The 15,053-nt window shown below is 55.3% G+C and carries 21 protein-coding genes; 6 read left to right on the plus strand and 15 right to left on the minus strand.

The features are described 5' to 3' along the window. Positions 1–185 precede the first annotated feature (185 nt). Positions 186–728, plus strand: a complete 543-nt coding sequence (locus tag BHU62_RS23235) for a gamma carbonic anhydrase family protein (RefSeq protein ID WP_073534764.1) — start codon at positions 186–188, stop codon at positions 726–728. A gap of 37 nt (positions 729–765) precedes the next feature. Here BHU62_RS23235 and aroE read toward each other — a convergent pair whose 3' ends face one another. The 5 genes from aroE to dprA are packed head-to-tail and all read right to left on the minus strand — an operon-like array spanning position 766 to position 4,310. Then, a complete protein-coding gene (gene aroE / locus BHU62_RS23240; protein WP_073534765.1) occupies positions 766–1,584 on the minus strand; it encodes a shikimate dehydrogenase in 819 nt (272 codons plus the stop codon). A gap of 11 nt (positions 1,585–1,595) precedes the next feature. Further along, entirely contained in the window at positions 1,596–2,165 is a 570-nt protein-coding gene (gene tsaC / locus BHU62_RS23245; RefSeq protein ID WP_073534766.1) for an L-threonylcarbamoyladenylate synthase type 1 TsaC, read from the minus strand. Positions 2,166–2,172: 7 nt separating this feature from the next. Further along, positions 2,173–2,718: a type I DNA topoisomerase gene (locus BHU62_RS23250; RefSeq protein WP_025304489.1), complete on the minus strand. Its 546-nt coding sequence runs from the start codon at positions 2,716–2,718 to the stop codon at positions 2,173–2,175. A 25-nt stretch (positions 2,719–2,743) separates the two neighbouring features. Beyond that, positions 2,744–3,217 (minus strand): DUF494 family protein Smg, encoded by a 474-nt coding sequence (smg, locus tag BHU62_RS23255; protein WP_025160381.1) that lies wholly within the window; start codon positions 3,215–3,217, stop codon positions 2,744–2,746. Next, complete coding sequence (gene dprA / locus BHU62_RS23260) at positions 3,189–4,310, minus strand: DNA-protecting protein DprA (RefSeq protein WP_073534767.1); 1,122 nt, start codon at positions 4,308–4,310, stop codon at positions 3,189–3,191. The genes smg and dprA overlap by 29 nt, the downstream gene beginning before the upstream one ends. Positions 4,311–4,443: 133 nt before the next feature. On the opposite strand from dprA, the gene def reads away from it, so the two are divergent. The 5 genes from def to mscL all read left to right on the plus strand — a co-directional run bounded on the left by def (position 4,444) and on the right by mscL (position 9,263). Beyond that, the gene (gene def, locus BHU62_RS23265) at positions 4,444–4,953 is read left to right on the plus strand and encodes a peptide deformylase (RefSeq protein ID WP_028127622.1); all 510 of its coding nucleotides are present in this window, start codon (positions 4,444–4,446) and stop codon (positions 4,951–4,953) included. Positions 4,954–4,970: 17 nt separating this feature from the next. Continuing rightward, positions 4,971–5,915: a methionyl-tRNA formyltransferase gene (fmt, locus tag BHU62_RS23270; RefSeq protein ID WP_073534768.1), complete on the plus strand. Its 945-nt coding sequence runs from the start codon at positions 4,971–4,973 to the stop codon at positions 5,913–5,915. A 72-nt stretch (positions 5,916–5,987) separates the two neighbouring features. Continuing rightward, positions 5,988–7,277 carry a 16S rRNA (cytosine(967)-C(5))-methyltransferase RsmB gene (rsmB, locus tag BHU62_RS23275; protein WP_073534769.1) on the plus strand — a complete coding sequence of 430 codons (1,290 nt, stop codon included), beginning with the start codon at positions 5,988–5,990 and terminating at the stop codon, positions 7,275–7,277. Between the two features lie 55 nt (positions 7,278–7,332). Continuing rightward, positions 7,333–8,709 (plus strand): Trk system potassium transporter TrkA, encoded by a 1,377-nt coding sequence (gene trkA, locus BHU62_RS23280; protein WP_004929716.1) that lies wholly within the window; start codon positions 7,333–7,335, stop codon positions 8,707–8,709. Between the two features lie 137 nt (positions 8,710–8,846). Further along, a complete protein-coding gene (gene mscL / locus BHU62_RS23285) occupies positions 8,847–9,263 on the plus strand; it encodes a large-conductance mechanosensitive channel protein MscL (RefSeq protein WP_025304493.1) in 417 nt (138 codons plus the stop codon). Between the two features lie 58 nt (positions 9,264–9,321). On the opposite strand, the gene BHU62_RS23290 is transcribed toward mscL, so the two are convergent. From BHU62_RS23290 to secY, 10 genes are all read right to left on the minus strand, one after another. Next, on the minus strand, positions 9,322–9,528 hold the full coding sequence (locus tag BHU62_RS23290; RefSeq protein WP_073534770.1) for an alternative ribosome-rescue factor A: 207 nt from the start codon (positions 9,526–9,528) through the stop codon (positions 9,322–9,324). Between the two features lie 75 nt (positions 9,529–9,603). Continuing rightward, positions 9,604–10,035, minus strand: a complete 432-nt coding sequence (gene zntR, locus BHU62_RS23295) for a Zn(2+)-responsive transcriptional regulator (RefSeq protein ID WP_033636251.1) — start codon at positions 10,033–10,035, stop codon at positions 9,604–9,606. Next, the gene (locus BHU62_RS23300) at positions 10,035–10,409 is read right to left on the minus strand and encodes a DUF1992 domain-containing protein (protein WP_073534771.1); all 375 of its coding nucleotides are present in this window, start codon (positions 10,407–10,409) and stop codon (positions 10,035–10,037) included. Before BHU62_RS23300 ends, zntR begins: the two co-directional genes overlap by 1 nt. 148 nt (positions 10,410–10,557) lie before the next feature. Then, entirely contained in the window at positions 10,558–10,947 is a 390-nt protein-coding gene (gene rplQ, locus BHU62_RS23305) for a 50S ribosomal protein L17 (protein ID WP_004929726.1), read from the minus strand. A gap of 40 nt (positions 10,948–10,987) precedes the next feature. Further along, a complete protein-coding gene (locus tag BHU62_RS23310; RefSeq protein WP_002919219.1) occupies positions 10,988–11,977 on the minus strand; it encodes a DNA-directed RNA polymerase subunit alpha in 990 nt (329 codons plus the stop codon). A 25-nt stretch (positions 11,978–12,002) separates the two neighbouring features. After that, positions 12,003–12,623, minus strand: coding sequence for a 30S ribosomal protein S4 (gene rpsD / locus BHU62_RS23315; RefSeq protein WP_004929729.1), 621 nt, complete (start codon positions 12,621–12,623; stop codon positions 12,003–12,005). Between the two features lie 30 nt (positions 12,624–12,653). Next, complete coding sequence (rpsK, locus tag BHU62_RS23320) at positions 12,654–13,043, minus strand: 30S ribosomal protein S11 (RefSeq protein ID WP_004929731.1); 390 nt, start codon at positions 13,041–13,043, stop codon at positions 12,654–12,656. A gap of 16 nt (positions 13,044–13,059) precedes the next feature. Further along, the gene (rpsM, locus tag BHU62_RS23325; protein ID WP_004929734.1) at positions 13,060–13,416 is read right to left on the minus strand and encodes a 30S ribosomal protein S13; all 357 of its coding nucleotides are present in this window, start codon (positions 13,414–13,416) and stop codon (positions 13,060–13,062) included. Positions 13,417–13,564: 148 nt separating this feature from the next. Further along, on the minus strand, positions 13,565–13,681 hold the full coding sequence (rpmJ, locus tag BHU62_RS23330) for a 50S ribosomal protein L36 (protein ID WP_002227352.1): 117 nt from the start codon (positions 13,679–13,681) through the stop codon (positions 13,565–13,567). 33 nt (positions 13,682–13,714) lie between these two features. Then, a complete protein-coding gene (secY, locus tag BHU62_RS23335) occupies positions 13,715–15,046 on the minus strand; it encodes a preprotein translocase subunit SecY (protein WP_073534772.1) in 1,332 nt (443 codons plus the stop codon). Positions 15,047–15,053 lie beyond the last annotated feature (7 nt).

The raw sequence follows: 15,053 nt of genomic DNA on the forward strand, positions 1-15,053 counted from the left end.
TCCGAGTTTTTTGCACAACCCCTTTTTTGATCTTTTCTTTCCGTTTGCACACTTTTCACCCCCTTCGAGTGGATCTTGTGCGATCAGGGCCATTTTCCGCAGGATCCGGCGCGGCGATTGGTTGTATTTCCATCGCCAGAGTCTAGTATTGCCGGTAAATATGATCCCGACGTGAGGCAAGCACCATGTCCGATGCAGTACGTTCTTATCTTCAATACACCCCCAAACTCGGTCAGCGCGTCTTGATCGATCCTTCCAGCGTCGTGATCGGCGACGTCGATCTGGCGGATGACGTCAGCATCTGGCCGCTGGTCGCCATCCGCGGCGATGTCAATGCGGTAAGGATCGGCGCGCGCAGCAATATCCAGGACGGCAGCGTACTGCATGTGACGCACCGCTCCGAACATAACCCCGACGGTTACCCTCTATTGATTGGAGAAGACGTGACCGTAGGCCATAAGGCCATGTTGCACGGCTGTGCCATCGGCAACCGAGTGCTGGTCGGTATGGGGTCGATCCTGCTGGACGGAGTAGTAGTAGAAGACGACGTGATGATTGGTGCCGGCAGTTTGGTGGCGCCGGGCAAACGCCTGGCTAGCGGCTATCTCTATATGGGCAGCCCGGCACGCCAGGTTCGACCGTTGACCGCCGCCGAGTTGGAAGGATTACTTTATTCTTCGAACAACTATGTACGCTGGAAAGATGAATACTTGTCGGAAGACATCTGACAGGAACCCCGTTCTCTATAAAGGGAACGGGGCTGATTTATGCCGCCAGTTCGTTGCGCAGCTGGCGCAGCACCGGTTCGATCTCCGGCATCACGCCGTGCCACAGCAAGAAAGCATGTGCCGCCTGCCCCACCAGCATACCCAACCCATCGGCATACTCCGTTGCTCCCTGCCGCTGCGCCCAGGCCAGAAATGGCGTGACGCCCTGCTGGTAGAACATGTCATAGCAACGGGTTTGCGCGTTCACCACGCCCGCAGGCAACGCCGGGATATCCCCGCTGATGCCGGATGCCGTCGCGTTGATCACCAAATCGAACGCTTGCTGATCCAATTGATCCATCGGCACCGCCGAGATCTCACCCAGATGTCGGAAAGCGTCGGCCAGCTCCTGCGCCCGGCTGAAGGTACGGTTGGTGATCGTTAGCCGGCAGCCGAAAGACAGCAGCGGCAGGATCACACCGCGCGCCGCGCCGCCGGCACCCACCAGCAGGATATGATCCTGTGGCCGGATCAATTGCTGACGCTGCAGATCGGTTAATAAACCGATGCCGTCGGTGTTGTCCCCTAGCAGTTCGCCATTCGGCAACACCTTGAGGGTATTGACCGCGCCGGCCATCGCGGCGCGCTCACTCAGCTCAGAGGCAACCTCATAAGCGTGTTCCTTGAAAGGCACCGTGACGTTCGCCCCCTGCCCTCCGGCACGGATAAACGCCTGCAGGCTGGTTTCAAAACCATCCAACGGGGCCAACACCGTGCCATAAGGATGATCAATGCCGGTCTGGGCAGCGAACAACGCATGAATTCGCGGTGACTTGCTGTGACCTATAGGGTTACCAAATACCGCAAACTTCTCCATGCCTATTACCTCTAGCCCTGACGGATCTGTTCGCCGGTCAGCGCATCTCTGATTTCAGAAGGATTAAGACGACCGCCCACCTTGCCGGCCAACACCGGGAAGGCTTCGCCGAATTGCCGCGTGACCTCCTCCGCGCTGCGGCACGGCTCCAGCCCGCTAAGGTTGGCGCTGGTCGATACCAGCGGCTTGCCGTACTGCCGACACAGCTGTTGCACCAACGGATGATCGCTGACGCGCACCGCCAGCGAGCTGAAACGCCCGGTCAACAAGCGCGACGTCTCCGGCCGGGTGGGCACCACCCAGGTTACCGGTCCAGGCCAGCTGGCAAACATCGTCGCACGCTGTTGCTCGCTGAGCGCGCTGTCGTCGATATAAGGCGTGAGCTGCGCATAGTCGGCGGCGATCAGAATCAGGCCTTTTTCCCACGGCCGCTGTTTTAACGCCAGCAGCGCATTGACCGCCTGTTCGCTGTCAGGATCACACCCCAGGCCGAATACCGCTTCGGTGGGGTAGGCAATAACCTGCTGTTGATGCAGAGCATCGATGATAGATAAAAGGTTCGGACTTAATTCTGAGTTCATGATGTGATTATTCTGTAGTCGCGACGGGTTTTCCGCACAGTTTGCTGGCACAGCACAGAACGGGGCCTTTTGCCGTACGCTTTTCCATCAGCAGCGGATAATGGCAATAGGCGCATTCACCGGCGACGGGTTTAACATTGAGGGCGAACTGACATTCCGGGTAACGATCGCAGGAATGAAAAACCTTGCCGTAGCGCGACTTACGCTGCAGCAGCTTGCCCTGGCCGCACTGCGGGCAGGTAATGGCGGTTTCGTCAGGCTTATCGATCACTTCAGTGTGATCGCACTGCGGATAATCGCTGCAGCCGATAAACATGCCATAGCGCCCCTGGCGCAGCACCAACGTCGCCTGACACTTCGGGCATGGTTGCCCATCCAGCACCTTGACGATATGGCCATCAGCCTGAGCTTTCAGCGGCCGAATATACTGGCATTCAGGGTACTGGGAACAGCCGAGGAAGGGGCCGTGGCGACCACTACGGATCACCAGCTCGGCCCCGCATTCCGGACAGGGTTCATTTTGCCTGGCGGCAAAAATCGCGTTTTTTGTCATAACTTCTTCTATGCGCGTTATCGGCTCAATGCAGATAACCTTCGTTCACTTCAAACAACAGTTCTTCCATTTGCTGATAGGCGCTTTCATATCCGGGGATGTTAAACAGCACCATCAACACGACCCATTTCAGATCTTCGAGATCGAATTCCGCATTATCTAAAGCCATAACGCGGTCGATAACCATTTCACGGGTTTCGAGGTTCAATACCTGAATCTGTTCCAGGAACAGGAGAAAACCACGGCAGCCGGCGTCCAAACGCGCGCCTTCTTCTTCGGTGTAAATCCGCATCGCCAGCGGATCGGCATCCATAAAGTAAGGCGCATTTTGACCTTCTTGCAGGTCAGCCAACTTCTCAAGCCAATTCAACGCGTTATAGATATCATCCCGATGAAACCCCGCCTGAGCGAGATCATCAGTCAGTTGATCCTGATCGACGCGCATCTCTGGTTCATTGTGGATATAAGTTTCAAACAAGTACATGAGTACGTCGAACATGGCTTGCCCTCCTTATTCGGACATAGCCGCCGGGTACAGCTGCGATCCACCCTGCTAACTCCAGTTCGAGTAACTTGATTACCACCACTGGCACAGGTTGGCCGGCACGTTCAGCGACGACGTCAACAGGTGTCACCTCATCTCCTACGTTAGCCAACACATCGGCAAATGGCAATTCAACTTCAGCCTGCGACGCACAAATAGTTGTATTTTCGTTCAGTGGCAGCCAGTGAAGGCCGCTTCCCAGCAATTCGGCAATATCTTTCGGCCCGGTAACCAGATGCGCGCCCTGCTGGATCAGCCAATGCGTGCCCTCGCTCATCGGATTCCCTAACGGCCCAGGCAAGGCGAACACCTCACGCCCCTGCTCCAGCGCATAGCGGGCCGTCACCAGAGTACCGCTGCGCAACGAGGCTTCTATGACCAGAACGCCTAGGCTCAGTCCACTGATAATGCGGTTGCGGCGCGGAAAATGGTCGGCCAGAGGCAAGTCGGTGACCAAATGGTCTGAAATTACTGCGCCACCCTGTTCGACAATCTGCTCCGCCAACCGGCGGTGCCGACGCGGATAGACATTGGCCAGCCCGCTGCCCAACACCGCCACCGTGCAGCCGCCGGCCGCCAGCGCCGCACGATGGCAAATACCGTCGATGCCGATCGCCAACCCGCTGGTGATGGTGAAACCGCAACGCGCCAACTCATCGGCGAAATGGCTCGCCCAGCGCTCGCCGTAGTGGCTGAACTGCCGGCTGCCGACCATCGCGATCTGCGGGTGCAGCAGCGCCTGAGGATCGCCCTTGATCAGCACAAACAGCGGCGCATCGTCGATCTGAGCCAGGCATTCGGGATAGCCGGCCGCCCCGTAGTTCACCATACGGTGCGCCGGCTCCTCCAGCCAACGCAAGGTCGCGGCCAGATAACCGGGATCCACCTGGTTGAACTGCGTCTGCTGCCGTTCGTCCAACCCCAACTCATGCAGCACGCGGCGAGGATCGGCCCCCATTTGCGATAACTGCCGCACGATCCGGCTGGCCACAACGGTCTGCAGCCCCGTTACCCCTCGCATCCGTAAAGCGATCTCTTCCGGCCGCATCGTCTGTTCCCTCAGCAAAAACGGTGGTATTACCAATCTGAGCAATTGGTGCGCAATGCTGTCAATCAGGCCGGGAAATGTCTAGAATAGAGGTTAAACCTCGTTCATTACTCGGATACAGATCTAAAGATATATGTCAGTCTTGCAGGTATTACATTTCCCAGACGAGCGTCTGCGCAAAGTCGCAGCGCCGGTAAAAGAAGTCAATGCAGATATCCAGCGCATCGTGGATGATATGTTTGAAACCATGTACGCAGAGGAAGGTATTGGCCTAGCTGCGACTCAGGTGGATATCCATCAGCGCATTATCGTGATCGACGTCTCCGAGAATCGCGATCAGCGCCTGGTGTTGATCAACCCGGAGCTGCTGGAAAAGAGCGGCGAAACCGGCATCGAGGAAGGCTGTCTTTCCATTCCCGAACAGCGTGCGCTGGTGCCGCGCGCCGCGCAGGTGAAGATCCGCGCGCTGGATCGCGACGGTAAACCTTTCGAACTGGAAGCGGACGACCTGCTGGCGATCTGCATCCAACACGAGATGGATCACCTGATGGGCAAGCTGTTCGTCGATTACCTGTCGCCGCTCAAGCGCCAGCGCATTCGTCAGAAACTGGAAAAAATGGCCAAGCTTCAAGCCCGCGCCTAACCGATCAGGAAATCAACGTGTCTGACTCTTTACGGATTATTTTCGCCGGAACGCCAGACTTCGCAGCGCGTCATCTTGACGCGCTGTTGTCATCTGAGCACCAGATTGTCGGCGTATTTACCCAGCCCGACCGCCCGGCAGGCCGCGGCAACAAGCTGACGCCAAGCCCGGTCAAAGTGCTGGCCGAACAACATCAATTACCGGTATTCCAGCCTAAATCGCTGCGCCCCGAAGAGAATCAGCGCCTGGTGGCCGATCTCAACGCCGACGTGATGGTGGTGGTCGCCTACGGGCTGATCCTGCCGCAAGCGGTATTGGATATGCCGCGTCTCGGCTGCATCAACGTACACGGCTCGCTGCTGCCACGCTGGCGCGGCGCGGCGCCGATCCAGCGCTCACTCTGGGCTGGCGACAGCGAAACCGGCGTAACCATCATGCAGATGGACGTCGGCCTCGATACCGGCGATATGATGCACAAGATCGCCTGCCCTATTGAGAGTAGCGATACCAGCGCCAGTCTCTACGACAAGCTGGCCCAACTCGGCCCGCAGGGCATGCTGACCACGCTGCGTCAGATGGCCGACGGCAGCGCCACCCGCGAGGTGCAGGACGAAGCGCAGGTCACCTACGCCGAGAAGCTGAGCAAAGAAGAAGCTCGCCTGGACTGGAGCCTGTCCGCCGCACAGCTGGAGCGCTGCATTCGCGCCTTCAACCCTTGGCCGATCAGTTACTTCACCATCGACGATCAGCCGGTGAAAGTGTGGCAGGCCAGCGTGCTGGCGCAAAGCGCCAACGCGGAGCCTGGCACCGTGCTTCTTGCCGACAAACACGGCATTCAGGTCGCGACCGCCGACGGTATTCTCAATCTGATCCAACTGCAGCCCGCCGGCAAGAAACCCATGTCGGCGCAGGACCTGCTAAATTCACGTCGTGAATGGTTTACCCCGGGCAACCGGCTGTAAGTCACCCCACTGCCCGGCCGTTCATCGCCGGGCTGTTATTTTCTTAATGCCGATCGTTATCAGCTTTAGCCTATGAAAAATAATTACAATCTCCGCAGCATCGCTGCCAAAGCCATCGGCCAGGTGCTGGATCAAGGGCAGTCTCTCAGCACTGTCCTGCCGGCACTGCAAACCTCCATCAGCGATAAAGATCGCGGGCTGCTGCAGGAACTGTGCTTCGGCACGTTACGCGTGCTGCCGCAGCTCGAATGGTGCATTCAGCAATTGATGGCCAAACCGCTGACCGGCAAGCAGCGTACGCTGCACTATTTGCTGATGGTCGGCCTGTATCAGCTGCTGTATACCCGTATCCCGGCGCACGCCGTGCTGGCGGAAACCGTGGAAGGCGCGGTGGCGCTGAAACGCCCGCAGCTGAAAGGCTTGATTAACGGCGTATTGCGCCAGTTCCAGCGCCAACAAGAAGAGCTGCTGCAGCGCGTCGCCAACAATGACAGCCGCTATCTGCACCCCAGCTGGTTGCTGAAACGCATTCAACAGGCTTATCCCGCAAACTGGGAACAGATCGTCGACGCGAATAACCAGAAGCCGCCAATGTGGCTGCGCGTCAACCGCCTGCATCACACCCGCGAAGCTTATCTGCAGCTGCTGGCGGACGCCGGCATCGCCGCGGAGCCTCATGTCGACTATGCGGACGCGGTACGTTTGCTGGCGCCTTGCGCCGTTACCGATCTGCCGGGCTTCGCCGACGGTTGGGTCACCGTGCAAGATGCCTCAGCCCAGGGCTGTGTCGATCTGTTGGATCCGCAAGACGGCGAGCAGATCCTCGACTTATGCGCGGCACCCGGCGGCAAAACCACGCATATTCTGGAAGCGGCGCCGAAGGCGCACGTCATGGCCGTCGATATCGACGAACAGCGCCTGGCACGGGTGAAAGAGAACCTGCTGCGCCTGCGTTTGCACGCCGAAGTTAAACTGGGCGATGGCCGCACGCCGCAGCAATGGTGCGGCGACAAGCAGTTCGACCGTATCCTGCTGGACGCGCCTTGTTCCGCCACCGGCGTAATCCGCCGTCACCCCGACATCAAATGGCTACGCCGCGATCGCGACATCGCCGAACTCGCCGCGCTGCAGGCCGACATCCTGGAGGCTGTCTGGCCGCATCTGAAATCGGGCGGCGTGATGGTTTACGCCACCTGCTCTATCCTGCCGGATGAAAACAGCAGCCAGATCGCCGCATTCTTGCAGCGCCACGCCGATGCCAAGCTGGTTGAAACCGGCGATGCACAGCGGCCGGGGCGGCAGAATCTCCCGCACCCCGAGGACGGCGATGGCTTCTTTTACGCTAAGCTGATTAAAATGTAATTCTTCAGGGTGCGCGTGCGCGCCCTAAGTCTTTCAGTGTGAAGCAGAGAACACGATGAAAATAATTATTCTTGGTGCCGGTCAGGTTGGCGGGACGCTGGCAGAAAACCTGGTGGGTGAGAACAACGATATCACCGTCGTCGATACCGACTCCGGCCGGTTGCGCCAGCTGCAGGATAAATTCGATCTGCGGGTGGTTCAGGGACATGGCTCCCATCCTCGGGTGCTACGCGAAGCCGGCGCGGAAGACGCCGACATGCTGGTCGCCGTCACCAACTCCGACGAAACCAACATGATCGCCTGCCAGATCGCCTATTCTCTGTTTAATACCCCCAACCGCATCGCCCGTATCCGCGCGCCGGAATATATCCGCGAGTCGGAGAAACTGTTCCTGCCGGAAGCGGTGCCGATCGACCATCTGATTTCGCCGGAGCAGTTGGTCATCGACTATATCTACAAGCTAATTGAATACCCTGGCGCGCTGCAGGTGGTCAACTTCGCCGAAGGCAAGGTTAGCATCGCCGCGGTTAAAGCCTACTATGGCGGCCCGTTGGTCGGTAATGCGCTCTCGTCGATGCGCGAACACATGCCGCATATCGACACCCGCGTCGCCGCCATTTTCCGCCAGGATCGGCCGATCCGCCCGCAAGGTTCGACCATTATCGAAGCCGGTGACGAAGTCTTCTTCGTCGCCGCCTCGCAGCATATCCGCGCGGTGATGAGCGAACTGCAACGGCTGGAAAAGCCGTATAAACGTATCATGATCGTTGGCGGCGGCAACGTCGGCGCCGGCCTGGCTGCCAAGCTGGAGAAAGACTACAACGTCAAACTGATCGAGCGTAATCAGCAACGCGCCGCCGAACTGGCCGAGCAGTTGCACGATACCATCGTGTTCTATGGCGACGCCTCCGACCAGGAGCTGCTGGCCGAAGAGCACGTCGAGCAGGTGGACGTCTTCATCGCCATCACCAACGACGATGAGGCCAACATCATGTCGGCCATGCTGGCCAAACGCATGGGCGCCAAGAAAGTAATGGTGCTGATCCAGCGCCGCGCTTATGTCGATCTGGTGCAAGGCAGCGTGATCGATATCGCCATCTCGCCGCAGCAGGCGACCATATCCGCGCTGCTGGGGCACGTGCGAAAAGCGGATATCGTCAGCGTTTCATCCCTGCGCCGCGGTGTGGCGGAGGCGATCGAAGCGATTGCCCACGGCGATGAAAGCACCTCCAAAGTCGTCGGCCGCATCGTCGAAGACATCAAGCTGCCGCCGGGCACCACCATCGGCGCGATCGTGCGTGGCGACGATGTGATCATCGCCAACGGCAACAGCAAAATCGAACAGGGCGACCACGTCATCATGTTCATTACCGACAAGAAATTCGTGCCGGACGTTGAACGCTTGTTCCAACCGAGCCCATTCTTCTTGTAGAACGAATTTATTAGACGATGGTCTATAATCGCGTAGTTGTTCTCTGCCTTGAGAGGAGATAAAACTTCTCTCCTTTTGTGGCAAAGGGAAATTGCTTTGTTAAACTTGAGTTATTAATTCTGCAAGGGGTGCGTTCTATGAGTATGTTGAAAGAGTTTCGCGAATTTGCCATGCGTGGCAACGTAGTCGATCTGGCCGTCGGTGTGATTATCGGCGCCGCATTCGGCAAGATTGTTTCGTCCTTCGTGGCCGATATCATCATGCCACCACTGGGCTTACTGATCGGCGGTGTCGACTTTAAACAGTTCCATCTGGTATTACGTGAAGCTCAGGGCGCCGTACCGGCGGTGGTAATGAACTACGGTTCATTTATCCAAACCGTATTTGACTTCGTGATTGTCGCCTTCGCCATTTTCTTGGCGATTAAATTGATGAACAAAATGCGCCGCAAGCAGGAAGAAGCGCCGGCAGCACCGCCAGCACCCACTGCAGAAGAGAAACTGCTGACGGAAATCCGTGATTTGCTGAGCCAGCAACAGCAGCCAAAACTGTAAAACAGCGTTTGATTATGCCAATAAAAAGCCACCTGATATAGGTGGCTTTTTTAATGCCTTAAAACCAGAAGGCCAGTGGCAAATTATCGTTTGATAGTTTGCCACTGGCCTCCCAGTTACCGCCTTTAGCGTATTTTTCTTTACGCCGGTAGCTGCCTTTACCCTTCACATTCTTTTCTACTCGCTGACGGAATAGCGGATCATGCAGCAACGCCTCTATGGCGTTATCTTGAATCTGGCCTTTGGTGTGACGATATTTCGTCATGATAATGCTCCTGTAAAAAGTGGGGTAATAGAACGAGGCGATAATACTGCCGGCAGCATAAAAATTAAAGAGCCGTCAGCAACCTTTTTTGCCTTTTTCATCGCTGGCGCCCTGTTCTAACGCCTCCAGAATAGAACAGTAGTTGCTGGTATGGGCGGTGCCGCAGCAGGCGTCGCTAAGGCGTTTCAGCGATTCACGCATACGAGTCAATTCCGCCAACTTGCTTTCCACTTCGCTCAGGCGCGCATCGACGATCGACTTCGACTCCTGGCAAGTATGGTGTTCAGGATCGACACGGATCGAGAGCAGCTCGGCGATCGTTTCCAGGGTAAAACCCAGCTGTTTGGCATAGCGAATAAAGCGTAGCCGCTGCAGATCCTGCTCGGTGTAGAGTCGATACCCACCTTCGGTGCGGACATTGTGATCCATCATGCCCTGCTTTTCATAGTAGCGCACGGTATCCGGCGTCACTTCGGCAAGCTTGGCCAACTGCCCTATCTTGAACATTATCCCTCCTCTCGAGTGAATTTACCGTCCAGCGCGTGCTGATATTCGCCATGCAGGAAATCGGTGCTCATCCCTGCCTGGCGCAATCGGTGCTCCAGTAACGCCATACGCTTGCTGAGATCGACATAGTCTGGATGCTCACTGTTGACCCCTTGCAGTAAACGGGCGACGGTTAACGCCTCTTTGCGATCTTCCAGCACCGGTGGCAGGTAACCGGCATTTTTCAGCAGGCGGTACCCGGCGCGTAGCTCGGCCGGCACCGCGCTGTCATCTTCCAATGCCAACGGTTGCCCCTGGCCGGGCAAATTGTCGAACTCGCCTTTATCCTGAGCAGCGAGAATATGGCGTTCCGCCCATTGGTCTAGCAGCCACATGGCAGGCAGCCTCGGTTAGCTTAATGAATAAGCCATAGCATAGCGGATAGGCGCGGGGATCTTAAGCGCAGCGGGGGAATAGCGCACATTTGGCTGGGTTTGGACGTAAAAAAACCGGGCAAGCCCGGTTTTTTTACGCGTCTACAGATTACTCTGCAGTTGCTACTTCTGCTTGAGACTCAGCACGATCAACCAGCTCGATGTATGCCATCGGCGCGTTGTCGCCTGCGCGGAAGCCACACTTCAGAATGCGAGTGTAACCACCGGCACGGCTCGCGAAACGCGGGCCCAGCTCGTTAAACAGTTTTGCCACGATCTCGTTATCACGAGTACGGGCGAATGCCAGACGACGATTAGCTACGCTGTCGGTCTTGGCAAGAGTAATCAGCGGCTCAACAACGCGACGCAGCTCTTTTGCTTTTGGCAGGGTCGTCTTGATGATCTCATGACGAACCAAAGAGCCGGCCATGTTACGGAACATAGCCTGGCGATGGCTGCTGTTACGGTTCAGTTGACGACCACTCTTACGATGGCGCATGACCTTATCCTTCTCAGTAAAACCTTAACCTGTGATCCGGTTACTCGTCAGCAATGCTTGCCGGCGGCCAGTTTTCCAGGCGCATGCCCAGAGACAGACCACGTGAGGCCAGCACGTCTTTAATCTCAGTAAGAGATTTTTTACCCAGGTTTGGCGTTTTCAGCAACTCAACCTCGGTACGCTGTACCAGATCACCGATGTAGTGGATAGCTTCTGCCTTGAGGCAGTTAGCAGAGCGGACAGTCAATTCCAGATCGTCAACAGGGCGCAGCAAGATCGGATCGAATTCCGGTTTCTCTTCTTTAACTTCCGGCTGACGTACATCACGCAGGTCAACGAAAGCTTCAAGTTGTTCAGCCAGAATGGTGGCCGCACGGCGGATCGCCTCTTCAGGATCGATCGTGCCATTGGTCTCCATCTCGATGACCAGCTTATCCAAGTCAGTACGCTGTTCTACACGCGCAGCTTCAACATTGTAGGCGATACGCTCTACAGGGCTGTAGCAGGCGTCAACCAACAGACGACCGATTGGGCGCTCATCTTCTTCCGAATGAATTCGGGCAGAAGCCGGCACATAACCGCGACCGCGCTGAACTTTGATACGCATGCTGATAGCCGCGTTCTCATCAGTCAGGTGGCAAATCACGTGCTGAGGCTTGACGATTTCGACATCACCATCATGGGTGATGTCGGCAGCGGTCACAGGGCCAATGCCAGATTTATTCAGGGTAAGAATAACTTCGTCTTTGCCTTGAACTCTCACCGCCAGCCCTTTCAGGTTGAGCAGGATCTCCAGGATATCTTCCTGTACGCCTTCTTTGGTGCTGTACTCATGCAGTACACCATCAATCTCAACCTCGGTCACCGCGCAACCCGGCATAGATGAAAGCAGAATACGGCGCAGTGCGTTGCCAAGAGTATGGCCAAAGCCACGCTCTAAAGGCTCAAGGGTCACCTTGGCGTGCGTCGAACTGACTTGCTCGATATCTACCAGGCGCGGTTTTAGAAACTCTGTCACAGAACCCTGCATTGTGTCCTCTCTTTGGTACTAAGCTTTACTTGGAGTAAAGCTCGACGATCAGGTGTTCGTTAATGTCCGCAGACAGATCGGTACGTTCAGGCATACGCTTGAACACGCCTTCCATCTTAGCAGCATCAACTTCCAGCCAAGTCGGCTTTTCACGCTGCTCAGCCAGCTCCAGAGAAGCTTTAACACGAGACTGCTTTTTAGCTTTCTCGCGGATGCTGACTACGTCATTCGGAGATACCTGATAAGAAGCGATGTTAACAACGCGACCGTTTACCATAACTGCTTTGTGGCTAACCAGCTGACGTGACTCTGCACGAGTCGCGCCGAAGCCCATACGGTAAACAACGTTGTCCAGACGACCTTCCAGCAGCTGCAACAGGTTTTCACCGGTGTTGCCCTTCAGGCGGGTTGCTTCTTTGTAATAGTTACGGAATTGACGCTCCAGAATGCCGTACATACGGCGAACTTTCTGCTTCTCACGCAACTGAACACCGTAATCAGACAGACGCGGTTTACGCGCACCGTGCTGACCAGGTGCTTGTTCAATTTTACACTTGGAATCGATCGCGCGAACGCCAGACTTAAGGAACAGGTCTGTGCCCTCACGACGGCTCAGCTTGAGCTTAGGACCCAAATATCTTGCCATTTTCTTTCTCCAACAATCCTAAAAGCTGCGTTACACGCGGCGCTTTTTCGGCGGACGACAACCGTTATGAGGGATCGGAGTCACATCAGTAATATTAGTGATGCGGAAACCAGCCGCGTTCAGAGCGCGGATAGTAGACTCACGACCAGGACCAGGTCCTTTAACCATAACTTCCAGGTTCTTGATACCGTATTCTTTTACTGCGTCAGCACAACGTTCTGCTGCAACCTGTGCTGCGAACGGAGTGGACTTACGAGAACCACGGAAACCGGAACCACCGGCTGTTGCCCAACCCAAAGCATTACCCTGACGATCAGTGATGGTAACGATGGTGTTGTTGAAAGAAGCATGGATATGAGCCACGCCGTCAGAGACTTGCTTTCTTACACGCTTACGTGTACGAACAGGTGCCTTTGCCATTATTCAATAACCCCGATTATTTCTTGATCGGCTTGCGCGGACCCTTACGGGTACGAGCGTTGGTCTTGGTGCGCTGACCGCGTACCGGCAGACCACGACGATGACGCAAACCACGATAGCAACCAAGGTCCATAAGACGCTTGATGCTCAGGGTAATTTCACGACGCAAATCACCCTCAACGGTGTATTTGGCAACTGCATCACGAAGCTTTTCGATTTGCTCTTCAGACAGCTCACTGATCTTAACATTTTCAGCAATACCCGTAGATGCACAGATAGCCTGTGAACGGGTTTTACCGATACCGAAGATCGACGTTAAGGCGATAACGGTATGTTTATGATCAGGAATGTTAATGCCTGCTATACGGGCCACTATGCACTCCTACTATTTTATACAGCAACACCATTCTGAAAAGCCCGTTTTCAGGATACTCAAATAGTGTTGCAGTGCGACATACAAAAGATTGGCTGGCTAATCTAGCCAGCTCAACCCAACTTTGCAAGAAAAATATGCGAGATAATCAGCCTTGACGCTGTTTATGCTTCGGCTCGGCGCTGCAAATCACACGAACGACACCGTTACGCTTAACGATTTTGCAGTTACGACATAATTTCTTGACGGAAGCACGAACTTTCATTTTTACTCTCCGTAACTTCTCAAACGAATCTGACTAGCGGTTATAGCCTTTCAGATTTGCTTTCTTCAATGCAGACTCGTACTGACTTGACATCATCAGAGTTTGCACTTGAGCCATAAAGTCCATGATGACGACAACCACGATCAGTAGCGAGGTACCACCAAAGTAGAATGGTACTTTCATTGCATCACGCATGAACTCCGGGATCAGGCAGATGAAAGTAATGTACATCGCGCCCACCAGGGTTAAACGCGTCATTACTTTATCGATATACTTCGCCGTTTGCTCTCCCGGACGAATTCCTGGTACGAAGGCACCGGACTTCTTCAGGTTATCTGCTGTCTCACGCGGGTTGAATACCAACGCCGTGTAGAAGAAACAGAAGAAGATGATTGCAGACGCATAGAGTAACACATAAAGCGGTTGCCCTGGCTGCAAATACAGCGAAATCGTAGTCAGCCAGTTCCAACCGGTACCGCCCCCAAACCATGATGCAATCGTGGCCGGGAACAGAATGATGCTGGAAGCGAAAATCGCCGGGATAACCCCCGCCATGTTCACTTTCAACGGTAAGTGTGTACTCTGTGCTGCATAAACACGACGACCTTGTTGACGCTTCGCATAGTTAACGACGATACGACGTTGACCACGCTCGATGAAAACAACGAAGAAGGTTACTGCAAACACCAATACTGCAACCAACAGCAGCAGGAGGAAGTGCAGGTCGCCTTGCCGCGCTTGCTCGATAGTATGGGCCACTGCCGGCGGGAGCCCCGCTACAATACCCGCGAAGATAATGATCGAGATACCGTTACCGATACCACGTTCAGTAATCTGCTCACCCAGCCACATCAGGAACATTGTCCCGGTTACCAGGCTCACAACCGCAGTAAAGTAGAATGCAAAGCCTGGGTTTAACACCAGGCCCTGCATACCAGGCATATTCGGCAGACCGGTAGCAATACCGATCGACTGGAATATGGCCAATACCAGCGTACCGTAACGGGTGTACTGGCTAATCTTGCGACGGCCAGCCTCCCCTTCTTTCTTGATTTCCGCCAACGCTGGATGAACCACCGTCAGCAGCTGGATAATGATCGACGCCGAAATATACGGCATGATCCCCAGAGCAAAGATAGAAGCACGGCTGAGGGCACCACCAGAGAACATGTTAAACATTTCAATGACAGTGCCTCTCTGCTGCTCAAGCAATTTGGCAAGCACAGTGGCATCGATACCAGGAATCGGAATGAAAGAGCCGATACGGAAGACAATCAGCGCGCCGATGACAAACAAAAGTCTGCGCTTCAGCTCGCCGAGCCCGCCTTTAGCACTTTGAAAATCTAATCCTGGTTGCTTAGCCATCTGCTAC

Source organism: Serratia marcescens (genome assembly GCF_001902635.1).
Classification (GTDB): domain Bacteria; phylum Pseudomonadota; class Gammaproteobacteria; order Enterobacterales; family Enterobacteriaceae; genus Serratia; species Serratia marcescens_F.

Coding starts and splice junctions, on each gene's coding strand:
- BHU62_RS23290 (WP_073534770.1), bottom strand. CDS start 9,528: ATGACGAAATATCGTCACACCAAAGGCCAGATTCAAGATAACGCCATA.
- rpsK (WP_004929731.1), bottom strand. CDS start 13,043: ATGGCAAAGGCACCTGTTCGTACACGTAAGCGTGTAAGAAAGCAAGTC.
- BHU62_RS23300 (WP_073534771.1), bottom strand. CDS start 10,409: ATGTGGCTGCTAGACCAATGGGCGGAACGCCATATTCTCGCTGCTCAG.
- BHU62_RS23250 (WP_025304489.1), bottom strand. CDS start 2,718: ATGACAAAAAACGCGATTTTTGCCGCCAGGCAAAATGAACCCTGTCCG.
- mscL (WP_025304493.1), top strand. CDS start 8,847: ATGAGTATGTTGAAAGAGTTTCGCGAATTTGCCATGCGTGGCAACGTA.
- trkA (WP_004929716.1), top strand. CDS start 7,333: ATGAAAATAATTATTCTTGGTGCCGGTCAGGTTGGCGGGACGCTGGCA.
- def (WP_028127622.1), top strand. CDS start 4,444: ATGTCAGTCTTGCAGGTATTACATTTCCCAGACGAGCGTCTGCGCAAA.
- rpsD (WP_004929729.1), bottom strand. CDS start 12,623: ATGGCAAGATATTTGGGTCCTAAGCTCAAGCTGAGCCGTCGTGAGGGC.
- rsmB (WP_073534769.1), top strand. CDS start 5,988: ATGAAAAATAATTACAATCTCCGCAGCATCGCTGCCAAAGCCATCGGC.
- smg (WP_025160381.1), bottom strand. CDS start 3,217: ATGTTCGACGTACTCATGTACTTGTTTGAAACTTATATCCACAATGAA.
- rpmJ (WP_002227352.1), bottom strand. CDS start 13,681: ATGAAAGTTCGTGCTTCCGTCAAGAAATTATGTCGTAACTGCAAAATC.
- rplQ (WP_004929726.1), bottom strand. CDS start 10,947: ATGCGCCATCGTAAGAGTGGTCGTCAACTGAACCGTAACAGCAGCCAT.
- BHU62_RS23310 (WP_002919219.1), bottom strand. CDS start 11,977: ATGCAGGGTTCTGTGACAGAGTTTCTAAAACCGCGCCTGGTAGATATC.
- tsaC (WP_073534766.1), bottom strand. CDS start 2,165: ATGAACTCAGAATTAAGTCCGAACCTTTTATCTATCATCGATGCTCTG.
- aroE (WP_073534765.1), bottom strand. CDS start 1,584: ATGGAGAAGTTTGCGGTATTTGGTAACCCTATAGGTCACAGCAAGTCA.
- dprA (WP_073534767.1), bottom strand. CDS start 4,310: ATGCGGCCGGAAGAGATCGCTTTACGGATGCGAGGGGTAACGGGGCTG.
- secY (WP_073534772.1), bottom strand. CDS start 15,046: ATGGCTAAGCAACCAGGATTAGATTTTCAAAGTGCTAAAGGCGGGCTC.
- zntR (WP_033636251.1), bottom strand. CDS start 10,035: ATGTTCAAGATAGGGCAGTTGGCCAAGCTTGCCGAAGTGACGCCGGAT.
- BHU62_RS23235 (WP_073534764.1), top strand. CDS start 186: ATGTCCGATGCAGTACGTTCTTATCTTCAATACACCCCCAAACTCGGT.